Source organism: Spiractinospora alimapuensis, assembly GCF_018437505.1.
GTDB lineage: Bacteria > Actinomycetota > Actinomycetes > Streptosporangiales > Streptosporangiaceae > Spiractinospora > Spiractinospora alimapuensis.
This window is the reverse complement of sequence record NZ_CP072467.1, coordinates 113,776-128,175: the sequence shown is the minus strand read 5'-3', so window position 1 is coordinate 128,175 and position 14,400 is coordinate 113,776. Positions and strand designations below refer to the sequence as shown.

The following is a 14,400-nucleotide window of genomic DNA, read 5'->3' as shown; positions in this document are numbered from 1 at the left end:
CCGGGGAAGACGCCGCGAGGACACACCGCGACGGCGTTCCGCCGGGACGCGCCTGCGCGTAGCCTGACCCACATCATCGACGAGGACGGGACAGCACGGATGAGAAAACCCGACGCCACGCCGCACCCTGAGCACGTGGAGTTCGCGACCCGTCTGGGCGCGGCGATCGACCCCGGTGGCCAGAGAGATCTCGTCTGGTCCCCCTACTCCGTGGCCGCCGCCCTCACGTTGATCACGGTCGGCGCGGGCGGCACCACCCGCGCGGAACTGGAATCGCTACTCGGCCACGACGTCGCCGCCCATCTCTCGGCACTGGACGACGCCGTGCAGGACGGGGCCGAACTCACCACGAACACCGGTCTGTGGGTCTCCGCCGACGCACCGCTGGTTCCCGACTTCGCGACGCGGATGCGCCGACGACCCGACACCGGCGTGCACAACGCCGACTTCCGGGAGGATCCGGCCGGGGCGATCCGCACCATCAACGCCGACGTCTCGGCCACGACCCGTGGCTTGATCCCCCGGCTGTTGGCATCCGGCGACGTCACCCCCGACACCTTGGCGGTCCTCGTCAACGCGCTGTGGGTGCGGATGCGCTGGGCCGTACCGTTCCGCCAGGCCAAGACGCGGACCCGCCCGTTCCACTCCCCCACCGGCACCCACGGCGTCGCGATGATGCACCGTCAAGGACGCCTGGGGCACGCCCGAACCGGACACTGGCAGATGGTGACACTGCCCGGGCAAGACGACCTGGCGATGGACGTGATCCTGCCGCGCGAGGCGTCTCTCTCCACTCGTCCCCTGACAACCCGGGACCTCGAAGAACTCGCCCGCGCGCGCCGCGCCACCGAGGTCCGCCTCGCCCTCCCGCGCTTCGACCTCACCTGGAAGGCGCGTCTCACCTCCGCCCTGGACGCCTGCGGTGTCCGGTCCGCCTTCGGCCCCACGGCCGATCTCTCCGGAATCTCCACCACTCCCCTGCGTCTGGACCAGGTCATCCACGAGGCCAAGCTCACCGTGGACGAGGAAGGCGCCGTCGGCGCCGCCGCCACCGCGGCGGTGGCCACCCTGGCCGCGGCGGTTGGATCTCCGGTGGAGTTCACCGCGGACCGCCCCTTCCACTTCGTGCTGCGCCGCCGCGGCGCGATCCTGTTCCTCGGTACCGTCACCGACCCCAAGGACCCCGCCGCCTGACCCACGCCAGATCGACGAGCTACAGCTAGGTGGGGATGACCTCGAAGGGTGTCGCGAGCGGCAGACCCACCCGGGCGCCGCTCTCCTCCGCGATCTGGCGGAGGAACGACTTCTGGTCGAACCCGGAGAGGTTCGCGAGGTAAACCTCGTGGGCGTCGAGGGAGGCGATCCCCGCGGCGAGGTTCTCCTCGGTGATCTCCACGTAGTGGGTGCTGTCGGGTGAGTTGGCGAAGGCGACGAACCGGACGCCGTCCCAGGGGAGGAGGTCCTCACTGGTCAGCTCGGGGAAGACCCACCGGTTGGCGGCGTCGCGGACCGCGTCGAGTAGGGCGGGGCCGAGGACTCGGTGGTCGACGTGGTTGAAGCCGCTGCCGGGACCGAAACTCTCTCTGAAGTTGAGGGAGACGATCACCTCGGGGCGTTCGATCCGGATGGCACGGGCGAGCGCGCGGCGGAGGTCGAGGCCCCCCTCGAGGAGGCCGTCGCGGAAGTCCAGGAACTCCACGGACTCCACCCCGACCGCCGTGGCGGCGGCACGCTGCTCGGCCATACGCAGGGGGGCGCACTGGGCGGGCGGCAGGGTGTCGATGCCCGCCTCGCCCCGCGTCACGAGCAGTTGCGCGACGTGCTTGCCCTCGGCGACCCACCGCGCGATCGCGGAGGAGGCGCCGAACTCGAGGTCGTCGGGGTGCGCCACCACCGCCAGCGCGCGCTCCCAGGTGTTGTCCATGTCCTGAAGTTCCGCAACGTCACTCATGACGCAAGCCTAGGCGGGTTCCCGGGAGCCACGCGACCGTGGCGCCCGGGTCTCGTCACTCGGACTTGCGGGATCCGAACATGATCTCGTCCCAGGACGGGACCGAGGCGCGCCGTCCCCGTCCCTTGGCGCGTTGACGTCGCGACGCCGCGCTGTCACCCGTCGCGGCCGCGGCGGTCTTGGTTCCCGCCGCCGCGGCGGTGATGGGTGCGCGTGCCCGCTTCGCTGGAGCGGGCGGCGCCTCGGCGGCGGGGTCCACCGGTGGTTCCACGACCTCACGCTCGGGCTCGACGACCGGTGGGACCTCCTCGGCCGCGGCAGGCGCCGGCTCCGGTTCGGGGGCTGGTGGCGCGACAGTTTCGGGCTCGGCGACCGGCGCCGGGTCGGCGACGGCACCCGCCTCGACGTCAGCCTCGTCCTCTCGCTCGGCGGGGCCGGAGGGGTCCGGGTGTTCCGCCGAGGGACGCTCCTCGGTCAACGGTGTGACGACGCTCGGCCCGTCGATGAGCGGGATCGGTGGTGGGGCGAGCGGCCCCACGGCGTCCGGTGGCACGGGCCGCCGTGCCGGTGCGGGGTCGGCGGGCACGTGGGGCTCGGCGGGCCGCCGTGGCTGGAAGAAGGCGACGTTGGTGTCGGGAGCCGGCTCCTCCGCGGCGTCGGGCCGGCTGAACCGCGCGGCCTCGTCATCCTCTGGGGCGACGCTGCGCCGGCGCGGGTCGTAGGACCAGTGCGCCACCAGATCCTCGCCACGTTCGGTGTAGGCGAGCCGCACGCGCCAGGTGTTGTCCTCCCGTTTCCAGGAGTCCCAGACGGCCTCGCCGCTGTCCATCTGGGTTTGGCCGATGCGCGAGGAAACGAGGTCACCGAGCGTCGGTCCAGGTGTCGCGTCCCCGGGGGTACGCACCACGGCCCGTTGGGCCTGCTGGGCCATGTACTCGCGCTCCTGCAGGACCGGCCCTTCGAACCAGCGAACGCGATCTATCGGCAGTCCGGAGAGTTCGGCGATCGCCTCCGCCGTCTCACCGGACCGGATCCGGGCCTGGATTTCCTTCGGCCGCAAGGGATTCTCCACTTCGATCTCGAACTGGCCGAGGCGAGAGAACTGGCCGCGTACCGCTGCGCGTAGGCGGTCGTCGACCGGCAGCATGAAACGCGTGCCCCTGCCGGTGCTGGCCAGCACTAAGAACGCGCCATCCTCGCTCACTGCGACGAGGCGTAGTTCTTGCATCGCGTTCCCTTCCGCGTTCCGCCGGGATGTGTCTTCTGGGTCCGCCGGTATGTCCTCAGTCTCGTCTGCATTGGTCAGATCGGCCAGCACCACGACCGGCATGTCCAAGGGCTTGGTTGCGAGCCGGGTGTGGAGAAGGGGCAGGGTGGTTCTATCGTGCCATCTGATCGTCTCCGTAGGTACTGGGACAGCGCAGGCGGTTTCTCTCACCTATCCCGTTGTCCGAGGCCAGGAACGTGTGGATCGTACCCGGCCCTCCGGGCTGGGCCGCGCCCGGCGGCGTTCCTCGCCCCAGGCACGAACGGCGGAAACCGACGGTTACATTGTGACCATGGAGTCCTACGACGCGTTCCTGCTGCTCTCCTTTGGTGGACCGGAAAGGATGGAGGACGTCGTCCCCTTCCTCGAGAACGTCACGCGAGGGCGAAACATCCCGCGGGAGCGGCTGGAAGAGGTCGGCGAACACTACTTCCGGTTCGGGGGGGTGAGCCCGATCAACCAGCAGTGTCGGGATCTGGTCACCGCGATCCGGGCGGACTTCGCCGACAACGGCGTCGGACTGCCCCTGTACTGGGGCAACCGCAACTGGCACCCGATGCTGGCCGAAACCGTCGCCACCATGGCACGCGACGGTGTGCGGCGCGCGGTCGCGTTCTCCACATCGGCGCACAGCAGCTACTCCAGCCACCGCCAGTATCTGGAGGACATCCAGCGCGCCCAGGACGCCGTGCGCGACGGGGGGGACACCCCGCCACAGATCGACCTCATCCGGCCCTACAGCGACCACCCGGGGTTCATCGACGCGTTCGTGGACCACACCCGTCGGGCGTTGGACACACTGCCGGAGGAGGTGCGCGGGGAGGCGACCCTGCTGTTCAGCGCCCACTCCATTCCCACCGCGATGGCCGCCGCCAGCGGTGATCCCGCGCTGGAGCTGGGGCCGGGCGGGGCCTACGTGGCCCAGTTGCGCGACTCCGCCCGCTTGATCACCGAACGGGTCGGCGGGAACCACCCCTACGAACTCGTTTACCAGAGTCGGAGTGGGCCGCCGAGCCACCCGTGGCTCGAGCCGGACATCAACGACCGGCTCGAGGAGCTGGCCAAGGACGGCGTACGCGCCGTCGTCGTGGTTCCGCACGGCTTCGTCTCCGACCACATGGAGATCAAGTTCGATCTGGACGTGGAGGCTGCCGAGACGGCGAGCCGCCTGGGGGTCCACCTCGCGCGCGCCCTCGCCCCGGGCACCCATCCGCGGTTCGTCTCCATGGTTCGCGAGCTGGTGGCCGAACGCCAGGCGACCGGCGCGCACCGGGTCGGGCTCAGCGACCTCGACGCCTGCCCGCGGGACGCGGACGCGTCGCGGTGCTGTCTCCCACGGTGAGTCGAGCCCCCGCGTGTCCCACGGAGACCACGGTGGCGGGTGGCGGACCAGGCGCCCGACGTCAGTCCTCCGCGTCCTCCTCGCCCTGGAGCTGCGACTTGCCGCACACGTTGCAGCGCACGGACTCCGAGGACGACAGTGGCGCACCACAGTACTTGCACTGTCCGCCGGCCGCCGTCGCCGCGAGCAGCAGCGCGAGATCGAGTTCCCGCTCGGCGGCCGCGGACCGGAACCCGGCCAACAGGCCACGGCAGAACGGCCGCACGTCAGACGCGGTGAGGGTCATCGGGCGGTCGTCCGCCGTGGTGACCACGTAGGCGTCGTCGGTGCTGTCGTCCTCGTGGTAGACGAGCAGTCCGTCTACATGGGCCTGTCGTAGCAGGGAGTGACGGTCGTAGGGGGTACCGGACGTGCTCATGGGAACACGGTACCGGGGGGAACAACTCACGAAGGGACGAACTGTGGCCGAGGTGGATCCGGACGAGCTGATGACGCTGGCCTTGGAGGCGGCGGGCGAGGCCGCGGAACTGACGGCGCGGGGACAACGCGACGTTCACGTCCTGGGGACGAAGTCGACGCCGACCGACGTGGTGACGGACATGGACCGCGCCGCCGAGCGATTGCTGCGGGACCGGTTGCTGTCGGCCCGCCCCGACGACTCCGTCCTGGGCGAGGAGGAGGGGGACTCGCGGGGCGGCAGCGGCGTGCGCTGGATCCTGGACCCCATCGACGGCACCGTGAACTATCTGTACGGACGCCAGGACTGGGCGGTCAGCGTCGCCGCTGAGGTGGAGGGACAGGTGGTCGCCGGCGTAGTGCACGCGCCGATTCGTGGTGAGGTCTATCGGGCCACCGTCGGCGGCGGAGCGTTCCGAGGCACCGAGCCCCTCCGGGCGCGTCCGGCCCCGCCGCTGCAACGCGCTTTGCTCGCCACCGGCTTTGGCTACGCCGCCCATCGGCGGGCGCACCAGGCCGAGGTCCTTCGTTCGGTGCTGCCACGGGTCCGTGACATTCGTCGGGCCGGCGCGTCGACTCTGGACGTCTGTGGTGTGGCGGTCGGCGAGATCGACGGCTACTACGAACGCGGTCTGAACCACTGGGACTGGGCGGCCTCGACCCTCATCGCCCAGGAGGCCGGGATCACCGTGGGGGGTCTGCGCGGCCGGGGACCCAACGAGGACCTGACCATCGCGGCGCCGGGCGCGCTGTTCGACGACCTCTGCTCGGTGCTGGAGCCGCTGGCGGCGGATTCCGACGGCTGACCCACGGCGCGCGCCCCGAGCCCCGGAAGCGCTCCGGAGGGCCACCGTGGGTGATGAAGCGCCGCGCTACCGCCATGGTGCCCGCCGCCGCGGCGGGCACCCGAGAGGACGGGGCCCGTCCGCGGTACATCTGCGACCGTCAGCCGCTGACCTCGACACCGTTGCGCGCGGCGATGCGATGCAGGTCTTCCAGCTCCGACACGTGCGTGTCGGCCAGGAACTCGTCTCCTGCGGCACGGGCCGCTTGGAGCGAACGGTGGGTCTCGTGGATGCGTACCCGGATCTCCGACAGGAACTCGCCCAATGTCACCTCGCTTGTGTCGTCGGTCTGCGCTCACCGTTGAGTCGCAGCTTCCTCACTTACCTGGGGCGTCGCGGGCGGCGAACCGCTCCCGCCACTCCAGGCTACGGGAGCCTCTCGGGCCCGCTCGGTGGGGTGGCCGATCGCGATGTTCTCGCCCGCGGCCTGATGCTCTACCCCCGATCCCTCTCCCCAAACACGCGCGAACCAAGGAACCGTGACGGCTTGACCAACAACCGGTGCTCTATGCCACATCGGCGGCCGTCCGGGGCCTTCTTATCTCGTTCTTATCCTGGATGTGTCACGTTTGAGATGTGCGGGGTTGTCGCCGCTGCCGGTGTGTTGGGGGATGCGCCGGCAGCGGCGCCTTTCTGGCAGATCTTCCCGAGGCACCCCGGTCCCGAACCAGGGTCGCGTTGTCGGGAGTAGTCGCCGCTGCCGGTGTGTTGGGGGATGCGCCGGCAGCGGCTCGTGACGGGGCCGGGTGTGTACGCACCCGGCCCCTCGCCGTTTCAGTGGGAGAATGGACAGCGTGCGAGTTCTTGTGGTGGAGGACGAACAGGTACTGGCGGACGCTGTGGCCAAGGGCCTTCGCCAGGAGTCGATCGCGGTGGACACGGTCTACGACGGGGACAGCGCGCTGGACCGGGCCCTGGTCAACGAGTACGACGTCGTCGTCCTCGACCGCGACCTGCCCGGGATGCACGGTGACGAGGTCTGCCGATTCCTCGTCAACGACAGCTATCCCGGACGGATCCTCATGTTGACCGCGTCCGGCGAGATCAGCGACAAGGTCGAGGGACTCGCGCTCGGCGCCGACGACTACCTCGCCAAGCCGTTCGCCTTCGCCGAACTCCTCGCCCGCGTACGGGCGCTCGCCCGGCGCAGCGGACGCCCGCTGCCCCCAGTATTGGAACGGGCGGGCATCACCCTCAACCCACTGACCCACTCGGTGGAGCGTGACGGCCACGACGTCGCGCTGACGCCGAAGGAGTTCGCGGTGCTCGAGGTGCTGATGCGGGCCGACGGGGGTGTGGTCAGCGCCGAACAGCTCCTGGAGAAGGCCTGGGACGAGAACGCGGACCCCTTCACCAACGTCGTGCGGGTCACGGTGATGACGCTGCGGAAGAAACTGGGCGACCCGCCCGTTGTCCACACAGTTCCCGGAGTGGGCTACCAGGTCTGATCATCCCGGGAGCAGACGAGAGGGGCGGTGTCGGTGGCAGGATCGCGTGGTTCGACGTCGTCGGGCTGGGACTCCTCCGGCTCGGGTGGCGACAGCCCCGTGACACGGTCCACGACCGGGTCCGGACCGATGTGGCGCGTCTCGGCGACGGGGGCGCCGTCGGCGGCCGGGGACAGCACCGACGCCACCTACAAGCCGGACAAGATCACCCTCCGGGCGCGGCTGACGCTGATCTACGGCCTGTTGTTCTTCGCGGCGGGCTCCCTGCTCGTGATCGTCAACTACGTCATCGTGGCCCAGACGCTGTACGGACTGGACCTGCGGGTGATGGTCGGCGACTTCATGCCAGACGAGGCCTACCAGGACGACTTCCGGCAGGGAATCATCGACAGTGTCCTGCAGGACCTCACCCGCAACTCCGTGATCGCCCTGCTCGCGGTCGGGATCATCGCGCTCGTCCTCGGTTACGCGGTCGCGGGCCGCGCCCTGTCCCCACTGAAGCGGATCACACGGACGGCGCGGCGCCTCTCCGAGCGTTCCCTCCACGAGCGCATCGCTCTCGGTGGGCCGGACGACGAGATCCGGGAGCTGGCGGACACGTTCGACGACATGCTGGAGCGGCTCGACCGCGCCTTCGCGGGGCAGCGCAGGTTCGTGGCGAACGCGTCGCACGAACTGCGGACCCCACTGGCGATCAACCGCACGCTACTCGAGGTCGCCCTGGCGGACGCGGACGTCTCGCCCGACCTCAAGACGGTCGGACACACGTTGCTGGAGACCAACTCACGCCACGAGCGCCTGATCGAGGGACTTCTGCTCCTCGCCAAGAGCGAGAACGAACTCTCCGAACGCACACTCGTGGACCTCAGGGAGATCGCGACCCAGGTCGTGTCCCAGCTCTCCGCCGACGTCAGCGACGCCAACATCACCGTGCGGGAGGAACTGCACAGCGCCCCGCTGACTGGCGACCCGGTGCTGTTGGAGCGGTTGGTGGCCAACCTCGTCGAGAACGCGGCCCGCTACAACCGTGGCGAGGACGGGGAGATCATCATCCGGGTGGGGCGTCAGGACGGCGCTCCGGCACTACAGGTGGAGAACCCGGGACCGGTGATCGCCGACTACGAGGTCGCCGGGCTCTTCGAACCCTTCAGCCGGGGCAGCCCCGACCGCACACGATCCAGCAAGAGCGCGGGCCTCGGGTTGTCCATCGTCCGTTCCGTCGTCCGCGCCCACGGTGGGGAGCTTCAGGCGTGGCCCCGCCCGGGCGGTGGCCTCGTGGTGACGGTGCGGTTCCCCGCGGCGACGCACTGACGCACGGACGCGCCCGCCGGCAACGCCATCGCAACCCCAGTGACACACGGCGGTGGCGCGGTCCGCCCATCCGCCTACGCCGAGAGCTGATTCGTGTCCCCGGCGACGACGTCCCGGCGACACGCGGGGGGCGCGAGAACGAACGCGCGGAGTGTCAGACCGGTCACACTTCGAGGTGAGCGGGACACGCGGAGAGCGGTGGACGCGGTGGCCACATCCGGCCCGGGTACGGGTCTTCGACAGCGCGACCAACGACACGGCTGGTGGTGGACCGAAGCACTCCCAGGGGTAGGTATGCTCCCTGAGGCATTCGGCGGGGGGAACGCGAGTCACAGTCAGCTTACGTCGAGGCAATTTTCTTGCTGAAACGGGCACAACAGACGTCTGCCAAGCGTTAGAACCGCGCGACGAGAGCTTCTCGACTTGAGGGGGATGGAGAACAGCACGATGGCCACGGATTACGACAACCCGCGCAAGACCGATGAGGAGATCAGCGAGGACAGTCTTCAGGAACTCCAGGCTCGGCGCTCCGACAAGGGCACCGGAACGATCGACGTCGATCCCGACGAGGTCGCCGAGGGGATGGAACTGCCGGGGGCTGATCTCTCTGACGAGGAACTGTCGGTACGTGTCCTGCCGCGACAGGCCGACGAGTTCACCTGCTCGCGTTGCTTCCTGGTCCACCACCGCAGTCAGCTCGCCGAGGAACGCAACGGCAAGCTGATCTGCCGGGAATGTGCGGCCTGACGCCGACGCGCGAGGTAAGGGCGTGCGCGGTGGATGCCGTTCGGCTCGAACGGTGCCCACCGCACACGCCCACCTTCCTGCCGTGGGGGCGGCGGAAGGGCGCCACGCGACGCCAACGCGCCGTGGGCGACACACCAGACTCCGGCCTGGAACTCCTAGCTGGTGATTTCCCCGCTCGGCTGCCGCAGGCGACGGCGCGCGGCGCGGACCGCGAGAATCTGCGCGGTCTCGATGCAGACGCCCGTGACCACGGCCCAGCCGATCGCCTCACCGAGGCTCACCTCCGGTGACTGCGGATCGTTCGGCGGCTCCTTGCCCGTCGCGCGGGTCCAGGCGTAGGCGATCGCCTTCCGGGCGACGAACCCGGCCGCCATACCGGCGACCCAGCCGACGATGGCTGTCGTCCGATCCCCGTCGTTGTCTCCCATGTGTTCCACTTTCTGTGTCTGGCGCCGGCGTCCGGCCGTTCCACTTCTTCCACGATCCTGCCACGGCCCGGGGGCCGGGCACGGTCGCGGCGGGCGGCGCGTCCAACGGGAGACGATCACCGTGCGAGCAGGGTCCCGATCGCCATACCATTGACCCATGACCCAGCGATCTCGTTCTTTCAGTGTGCCCGACAAGCCCTCACTCGAAGGGATCGAGGACAAATGGGCCACGGTATGGGACGAGTCCGGTGTCTACCACTTTGACCGGTCTCGCGACCGGGCCGACGTCTACTCGATCGACACCCCGCCGCCCACGGTGTCGGGGTCGCTGCACATCGGACACGCGTTCTCCTACACCCACACCGACATCGTCGCGCGGTACCAGCGCATGCTGGGCAAGGCCGTCTTCTACCCCATGGGGTGGGACGACAACGGCCTCCCCACCGAGCGTCGGGTGCAGAACTACTTCGGGGTGCGGTGCGACCCTTCCCTCCCCTACGACCCCGACTTCACCCCACCGGAGAAGCCGGACCCCAAGCGGCAGGTCCCGATCTCGCGGCGCAACTTCATCGCGTTGTGCGAGCAGCTCACCGTCGAGGACGAGAAGGTCTTCGAACACGTCTGGCGCCGGCTGGGCCTGAGCGTCGACTGGCGCTACACCTACGCCACCATCGACGACCACTCCCGCACGGTGTCCCAGCGCGCCTTCCTGCGCAACCTGCGGCGGGGGGAGGCCTACCTGGCCCAGGCGCCGACCCTGTGGGACGTCACCTTCCGCACGGCGGTCGCTCAGGCCGAGCTGGAGGAGCGGGAGCGTCCTGGCGCCTACCACCGGGTCGCCTTCCATCGCCCTGACGGCACACCGGTGCACATCGAGACCACGCGACCCGAGCTGATTCCGGCCTGCGTCGCCCTCGTGGCGCACCCTGACGACGGTCGCTACGCCCACCTGTTCGGCACCACGGTGCGATCGCCGGTGTTCGACGTCGATGTCGAGGTCCACGCCCACCCGCTGGCCGATCCCGACAAGGGGTCAGGCATCGCGATGATCTGCACCTTCGGTGACATCACCGACGTGACGTGGTGGCGGGAGCTCCGGCTGCCGACCCGTGCCATCATCGGCCGGGACGGGCGAATCGTGGCCGAGGCCCCCGAGGGGATCGACTCCGAACGGGGACGGGAGGCCTACGCCACCCTGGCCGGAGCGACCGCGCACACCGCGCGCGAACGCATCGTCGAACTCCTCCGCGAGTCGGGTGACCTCGACGGCGAGCCACGCGCCATCACCCACCCCGTGAAGTTCTACGAGCGGGGTGAGCGTCCACTCGAGGTGGTCACCACCCGTCAGTGGTACATCAAGAACGGGGGGCGTGACGACCAGCTCCGCGAAGAACTACTGGAGCGGGGCCGGGAGCTCACCTGGTACCCCGACCACATGCGCGTGCGGTACGAGAACTGGGTGGGTGGCCTCAACGGCGACTGGCTCGTGAGCCGCCAGCGGTTCTTCGGCATCCCCTTCCCCGTCTGGTACACGTTGGACGCGGAGGGCAACCCCGACTACGACGCCCCGATCCTTCCCCAGGAGTCGGAGCTGCCCGTTGACCCCAGCTCGGACACCCCCGCGGGCTTCGAGGAGTCCCAGCGGGGCCAGCCGGGCGGCTTCATGGGAGACCCCGACGTCATTGACACCTGGGCGACGTCGTCGTTGACCCCTCAGATCGCCGGGGGATGGGAGCACGACCCCGACCTGTTCAATCGGGTGTTCCCGATGGATCTGCGGCCCCAGGGCCAGGACATCATCCGTACGTGGCTGTTCGTCTCCGTGGTGCGGGCGCACTTCGAGAACGGCTCGCTTCCGTGGCGCAACGCCGGGATCTCGGGCTGGATCCTGGATCCCGATCGCAAGAAGATGTCGAAGTCCAAGGGCAACGTGGTGACTCCCCTGGACCTGTTGGAGCGTTACAGCTCCGACGCCATCCGCTACTGGGCGGCGAGCGGCCGGCTGGGGACGGACACCGCACTGGACGAGGGCCAGATGAAGGTGGGGCGTCGCCTCTCCATCAAGATCCTCAACGCGAGCCGGTTCGCCCTGTCGGTCGCGGCCCAGGCGGCCGGCGACGACGACCAGGCCATGGACGCCGAGCGGGTGACCGAACCGCTGGACCGCGCCATGCTCGCGGCCTTGGCCGAGGTGGTCTCCGACGCGACCACCGCGTTGAACTCCTATGACCACACCAGGGCGCTGGAGCGTACCGAGCGTTTCTTCTGGGAGCTCTGCGACGACTACCTGGAACTGGTCAAGGCCCGGGCCTACGAGTCCGACAGTGCCGGCGGCGCGTCGGCCCGCGCCGCCCTGTTGATCGCGTTGTCGACCCTGCACCGCCTTTTCGCACCGTTCCTTCCCTACGTCGCCGAGGAGGTGTGGTCCTGGTGGCAGGAGGGATCGGTGCACGTCCAGCCGTGGCCCGGTGCGACCGAGATCCGCGCGGCGGCGGGCAACGGTGACCCGGCGGTCCTCGCCGCGACGGCGGAGGTGTTGCGCGCGGTGCGCAAGGCGAAGTCCGAGGCCAAGCTGTCGATGCGGGCCGAGGTGAGCGAGGTCGTGGTCAGCGGCAAGGCGGCGGCCAACGTCGCCGTCGCGGAGGGGGACCTCACCGCCGCGGGCCACGTGGGGCGGCTGGAGCTTCGCGCCGACGACAACGACCTCTCCGTCGACGTCGTTCTGTGACGGCGCGCGTCACCGAGGCCACGTTCGTGGCCTCGCCGTGGGTTCCTCGGTGGCCAGCACCGGGGGACCTCTGCCGTGGGGCGAGCGACGTCGCTCGCTCCACGGCAGGGGTAGGGTGATGGGCTGTGATGTCCGTCAACAGTTCTGTCACCGAGCCCGCCGTGACCGTGCCTCCCGTGGAGGTGCTGGTGCGCCGGGTCGATCCCGAGGTCCCGCTCCCGGGATACGCCCATCCGGGGGACGCTGGGGCCGATCTGGTCACCACCACCGACGTCGAGCTTGGCCCCGGTGAACGCGCCAAGGTCGGAACCGGGCTCGCCATCGCCCTACCCGAGGGGTACGCGGCCTTCGTGCATCCCAGATCCGGCCTGGCCGCACGGCACGGCGTGACCGTGGTCAACGCCCCGGGCACGGTGGACGCCGGCTACCGAGGCGAGATCCAGGTGACCGTGCTGAACACCGACCGGGAGCGGTCGGTACGGTTCCAGCGTGGTGATCGGATCGCGCAACTCGTGATCCAGCGGGTGGAACGCGCCACGTTCAACGAGGTCTCCACACTGCCCTCCTCGGTCCGGGGTACTGACGGCTTTGGGTCGACCGGCGGGCACGACGGCGCGTGACCCGGTAGTGCCGACCGGGCCCTCGGTCGGAGGCAGTGAACCAGCGGCAGCGAGACAGAGTAGGTGCGAGGCGTGTTTGGTCGTCGAAACAAGAAGCGGGGATCCGAGCCGGCCCAGGGGGCCACGGAGGACGCGGCGTCGTCCTCGACCGGTGACGCCGCGGACGGTGACACCTCCGGGGCCACCGCCGGCGGCCCCTGGGACTCAGACCAGGACGTACCCGAGCAGCAGCGCATCGACTTCGGCAGCCTGCGAATTCCCGTGGGGCCCGACGTCGGCGTGAGCTGGGAGTTCGACAAGTCGCGCAAACGCATCGCCGCCATCCGCGTCATCGCGGAGAAGTCGATCGTGCGGATTCAGGCGTTCGCCGCGCCCAAGTCGCAGGGCCTCTGGGAGGAGGCTCGGGAGGGCCTGGTCGCGGGTCTGAGCCGTCGCGGTGGGAGGTCCAAAGTGGTCGAGGGGCCACTGGGTCCCGAGCTACGCGCCGTCGTCCCCGTGCCGGACAAGAAGGACGACCAGGGACGGTCCCTCGTCCAGCCCGCACGCTACGTGGGCGTTGACGGACCCCGGTGGATGCTGCGGGTCGACATCCACGGCGCCGCGGCGATCCAGCCGGACTCCGCCGCCGCCGCTCGGATCGAGGAGATCCTCCGTGGCATCGTCGTGGTGCGCGGCACCGGCCCCAAGCCACCTCGCGAGGCCTTGGAGCTGCGTCTGTCCAGCCAAACCCAGGAACTGGTCGAACGCGCCCGTCAACGCGCCGCGGAACAGCAGGCACAGGCCGACGAGACCGCCGACACTGTCGACACGGACGAAACGGTCGACACGGGCGGCACGGGCGACGAACCAGCCCCCAGCGAGGCCAGCCGCGGCAACTCCGACTGAGGTCCCCGACACGCGCCCGTCTCCCAGCGGAGGGTGTCACGCGGCCGCCCGGGCGACGCCGGCGGCCGCGTCAGGTGGTGCCTGACTCGTCCTGTCGGAGCCCCCGACGCCCACCCACACGGCACCGGGGCCCAGCGGCGGCACGTGACGGCGCGACGCCGGCCGCGAACGTCGAGCCCGGGACCCCACCGGTACCTCGGACTCCACCATCGGTCCGCCCCGAACCAGCGCCCACCTGAACACCCGATACGCCGCGTGAGCTCATTCGACGTCGAACTATCCTCTCGCGCCCCTGGCCCCGCCCCCAGCCGTCCACCAACGACCGTGCCGCCATACCCAGTCAGCGGCGCGGCAGCACCCGGGAACGCCCCC

The 14,400-nt window shown here is 69.9% G+C and carries 14 protein-coding genes; 9 read left to right on the top strand and 5 right to left on the bottom strand.

Translation table 11 applies throughout. From position 1 onward, the window contains the following. Positions 1 to 99: 99 nt before the first annotated feature. Positions 100 to 1,194: a serpin family protein gene (locus tag J4H86_RS00565; RefSeq protein ID WP_236541235.1), complete on the top strand. Its 1,095-nt coding sequence runs from the start codon at positions 100 to 102 to the stop codon at positions 1,192 to 1,194. A 25-nt stretch (positions 1,195 to 1,219) separates the two neighbouring features. Here the strand turns inward: J4H86_RS00565 and J4H86_RS00560 are convergent, their stop codons facing one another. Both J4H86_RS00560 and sepH read right to left on the bottom strand, forming a co-directional pair. Then, positions 1,220 to 1,951, bottom strand: a complete 732-nt coding sequence (locus J4H86_RS00560) for a PIG-L deacetylase family protein (protein WP_236541234.1) — start codon at positions 1,949 to 1,951, stop codon at positions 1,220 to 1,222. Between the two features lie 55 nt (positions 1,952 to 2,006). Beyond that, positions 2,007 to 3,179 (bottom strand): septation protein SepH, encoded by a 1,173-nt coding sequence (gene sepH / locus J4H86_RS00555; protein WP_236541233.1) that lies wholly within the window; start codon positions 3,177 to 3,179, stop codon positions 2,007 to 2,009. Between the two features lie 331 nt (positions 3,180 to 3,510). On the opposite strand from sepH, the gene J4H86_RS00550 reads away from it, so the two are divergent. Then, positions 3,511 to 4,560, top strand: coding sequence for a ferrochelatase (locus J4H86_RS00550; protein ID WP_236541232.1), 1,050 nt, complete (start codon positions 3,511 to 3,513; stop codon positions 4,558 to 4,560). A 61-nt stretch (positions 4,561 to 4,621) separates the two neighbouring features. Here J4H86_RS00550 and J4H86_RS00545 read toward each other — a convergent pair whose 3' ends face one another. Beyond that, positions 4,622 to 4,978, bottom strand: a complete 357-nt coding sequence (locus J4H86_RS00545; protein ID WP_236541231.1) for a hypothetical protein — start codon at positions 4,976 to 4,978, stop codon at positions 4,622 to 4,624. Between J4H86_RS00545 and J4H86_RS00540 the strand changes: the two genes are divergently transcribed. Then, positions 4,977 to 5,822: an inositol monophosphatase family protein gene (locus J4H86_RS00540; RefSeq protein ID WP_394356493.1), complete on the top strand. Its 846-nt coding sequence runs from the start codon at positions 4,977 to 4,979 to the stop codon at positions 5,820 to 5,822. The genes J4H86_RS00545 and J4H86_RS00540 overlap by 2 nt on opposite strands. Positions 5,823 to 5,961: 139 nt before the next feature. Here J4H86_RS00540 and J4H86_RS00535 read toward each other — a convergent pair whose 3' ends face one another. Next, on the bottom strand, positions 5,962 to 6,132 hold the full coding sequence (locus J4H86_RS00535) for a hypothetical protein (RefSeq protein ID WP_236544208.1): 171 nt from the start codon (positions 6,130 to 6,132) through the stop codon (positions 5,962 to 5,964). Positions 6,133 to 6,655: 523 nt separating this feature from the next. Between J4H86_RS00535 and J4H86_RS00530 the strand changes: the two genes are divergently transcribed. From J4H86_RS00530 to J4H86_RS00520, 3 genes are all read left to right on the top strand, one after another. After that, positions 6,656 to 7,309, top strand: coding sequence for a response regulator transcription factor (locus J4H86_RS00530; RefSeq protein ID WP_236541230.1), 654 nt, complete (start codon positions 6,656 to 6,658; stop codon positions 7,307 to 7,309). A gap of 129 nt (positions 7,310 to 7,438) precedes the next feature. Next, positions 7,439 to 8,620: a sensor histidine kinase gene (locus J4H86_RS00525; RefSeq protein ID WP_236543840.1), complete on the top strand. Its 1,182-nt coding sequence runs from the start codon at positions 7,439 to 7,441 to the stop codon at positions 8,618 to 8,620. 447 nt (positions 8,621 to 9,067) lie between these two features. Further along, complete coding sequence (locus tag J4H86_RS00520; protein ID WP_236541229.1) at positions 9,068 to 9,367, top strand: DUF4193 domain-containing protein; 300 nt, start codon at positions 9,068 to 9,070, stop codon at positions 9,365 to 9,367. A 155-nt stretch (positions 9,368 to 9,522) separates the two neighbouring features. Here the strand turns inward: J4H86_RS00520 and J4H86_RS00515 are convergent, their stop codons facing one another. Beyond that, complete coding sequence (locus J4H86_RS00515) at positions 9,523 to 9,795, bottom strand: DUF4235 domain-containing protein (protein WP_236541228.1); 273 nt, start codon at positions 9,793 to 9,795, stop codon at positions 9,523 to 9,525. Between the two features lie 157 nt (positions 9,796 to 9,952). On the opposite strand from J4H86_RS00515, the gene valS reads away from it, so the two are divergent. From valS to J4H86_RS00500, 3 genes are all read left to right on the top strand, one after another. Continuing rightward, the gene (gene valS, locus J4H86_RS00510) at positions 9,953 to 12,523 is read left to right on the top strand and encodes a valine--tRNA ligase (RefSeq protein WP_236541227.1); all 2,571 of its coding nucleotides are present in this window, start codon (positions 9,953 to 9,955) and stop codon (positions 12,521 to 12,523) included. A gap of 128 nt (positions 12,524 to 12,651) precedes the next feature. Further along, on the top strand, positions 12,652 to 13,143 hold the full coding sequence (gene dut, locus J4H86_RS00505) for a dUTP diphosphatase (RefSeq protein ID WP_236541226.1): 492 nt from the start codon (positions 12,652 to 12,654) through the stop codon (positions 13,141 to 13,143). Positions 13,144 to 13,215: 72 nt separating this feature from the next. Continuing rightward, a complete protein-coding gene (locus J4H86_RS00500; protein ID WP_236541225.1) occupies positions 13,216 to 14,028 on the top strand; it encodes a DUF3710 domain-containing protein in 813 nt (270 codons plus the stop codon). Positions 14,029 to 14,400: the final 372 nt, after the last annotated feature.

Excerpts from the sequence above, each read along its gene's own strand:
- J4H86_RS00565 (WP_236541235.1), top strand. The coding sequence starts at position 100 with ATGAGAAAACCCGACGCCACGCCGCACCCTGAGCACGTGGAGTTCGCG.
- J4H86_RS00560 (WP_236541234.1), bottom strand. The coding sequence starts at position 1,951 with ATGAGTGACGTTGCGGAACTTCAGGACATGGACAACACCTGGGAGCGC.
- sepH (WP_236541233.1), bottom strand. The coding sequence starts at position 3,179 with ATGCAAGAACTACGCCTCGTCGCAGTGAGCGAGGATGGCGCGTTCTTA.
- J4H86_RS00550 (WP_236541232.1), top strand. The coding sequence starts at position 3,511 with ATGGAGTCCTACGACGCGTTCCTGCTGCTCTCCTTTGGTGGACCGGAA.
- J4H86_RS00540 (WP_394356493.1), top strand. The coding sequence starts at position 4,977 with ATGGGAACACGGTACCGGGGGGAACAACTCACGAAGGGACGAACTGTG.
- J4H86_RS00545 (WP_236541231.1), bottom strand. The coding sequence starts at position 4,978 with ATGAGCACGTCCGGTACCCCCTACGACCGTCACTCCCTGCTACGACAG.
- J4H86_RS00525 (WP_236543840.1), top strand. The coding sequence starts at position 7,439 with ATGTGGCGCGTCTCGGCGACGGGGGCGCCGTCGGCGGCCGGGGACAGC.
- J4H86_RS00520 (WP_236541229.1), top strand. The coding sequence starts at position 9,068 with ATGGCCACGGATTACGACAACCCGCGCAAGACCGATGAGGAGATCAGC.
- J4H86_RS00515 (WP_236541228.1), bottom strand. The coding sequence starts at position 9,795 with ATGGGAGACAACGACGGGGATCGGACGACAGCCATCGTCGGCTGGGTC.
- valS (WP_236541227.1), top strand. The coding sequence starts at position 9,953 with ATGACCCAGCGATCTCGTTCTTTCAGTGTGCCCGACAAGCCCTCACTC.
- dut (WP_236541226.1), top strand. The coding sequence starts at position 12,652 with ATGTCCGTCAACAGTTCTGTCACCGAGCCCGCCGTGACCGTGCCTCCC.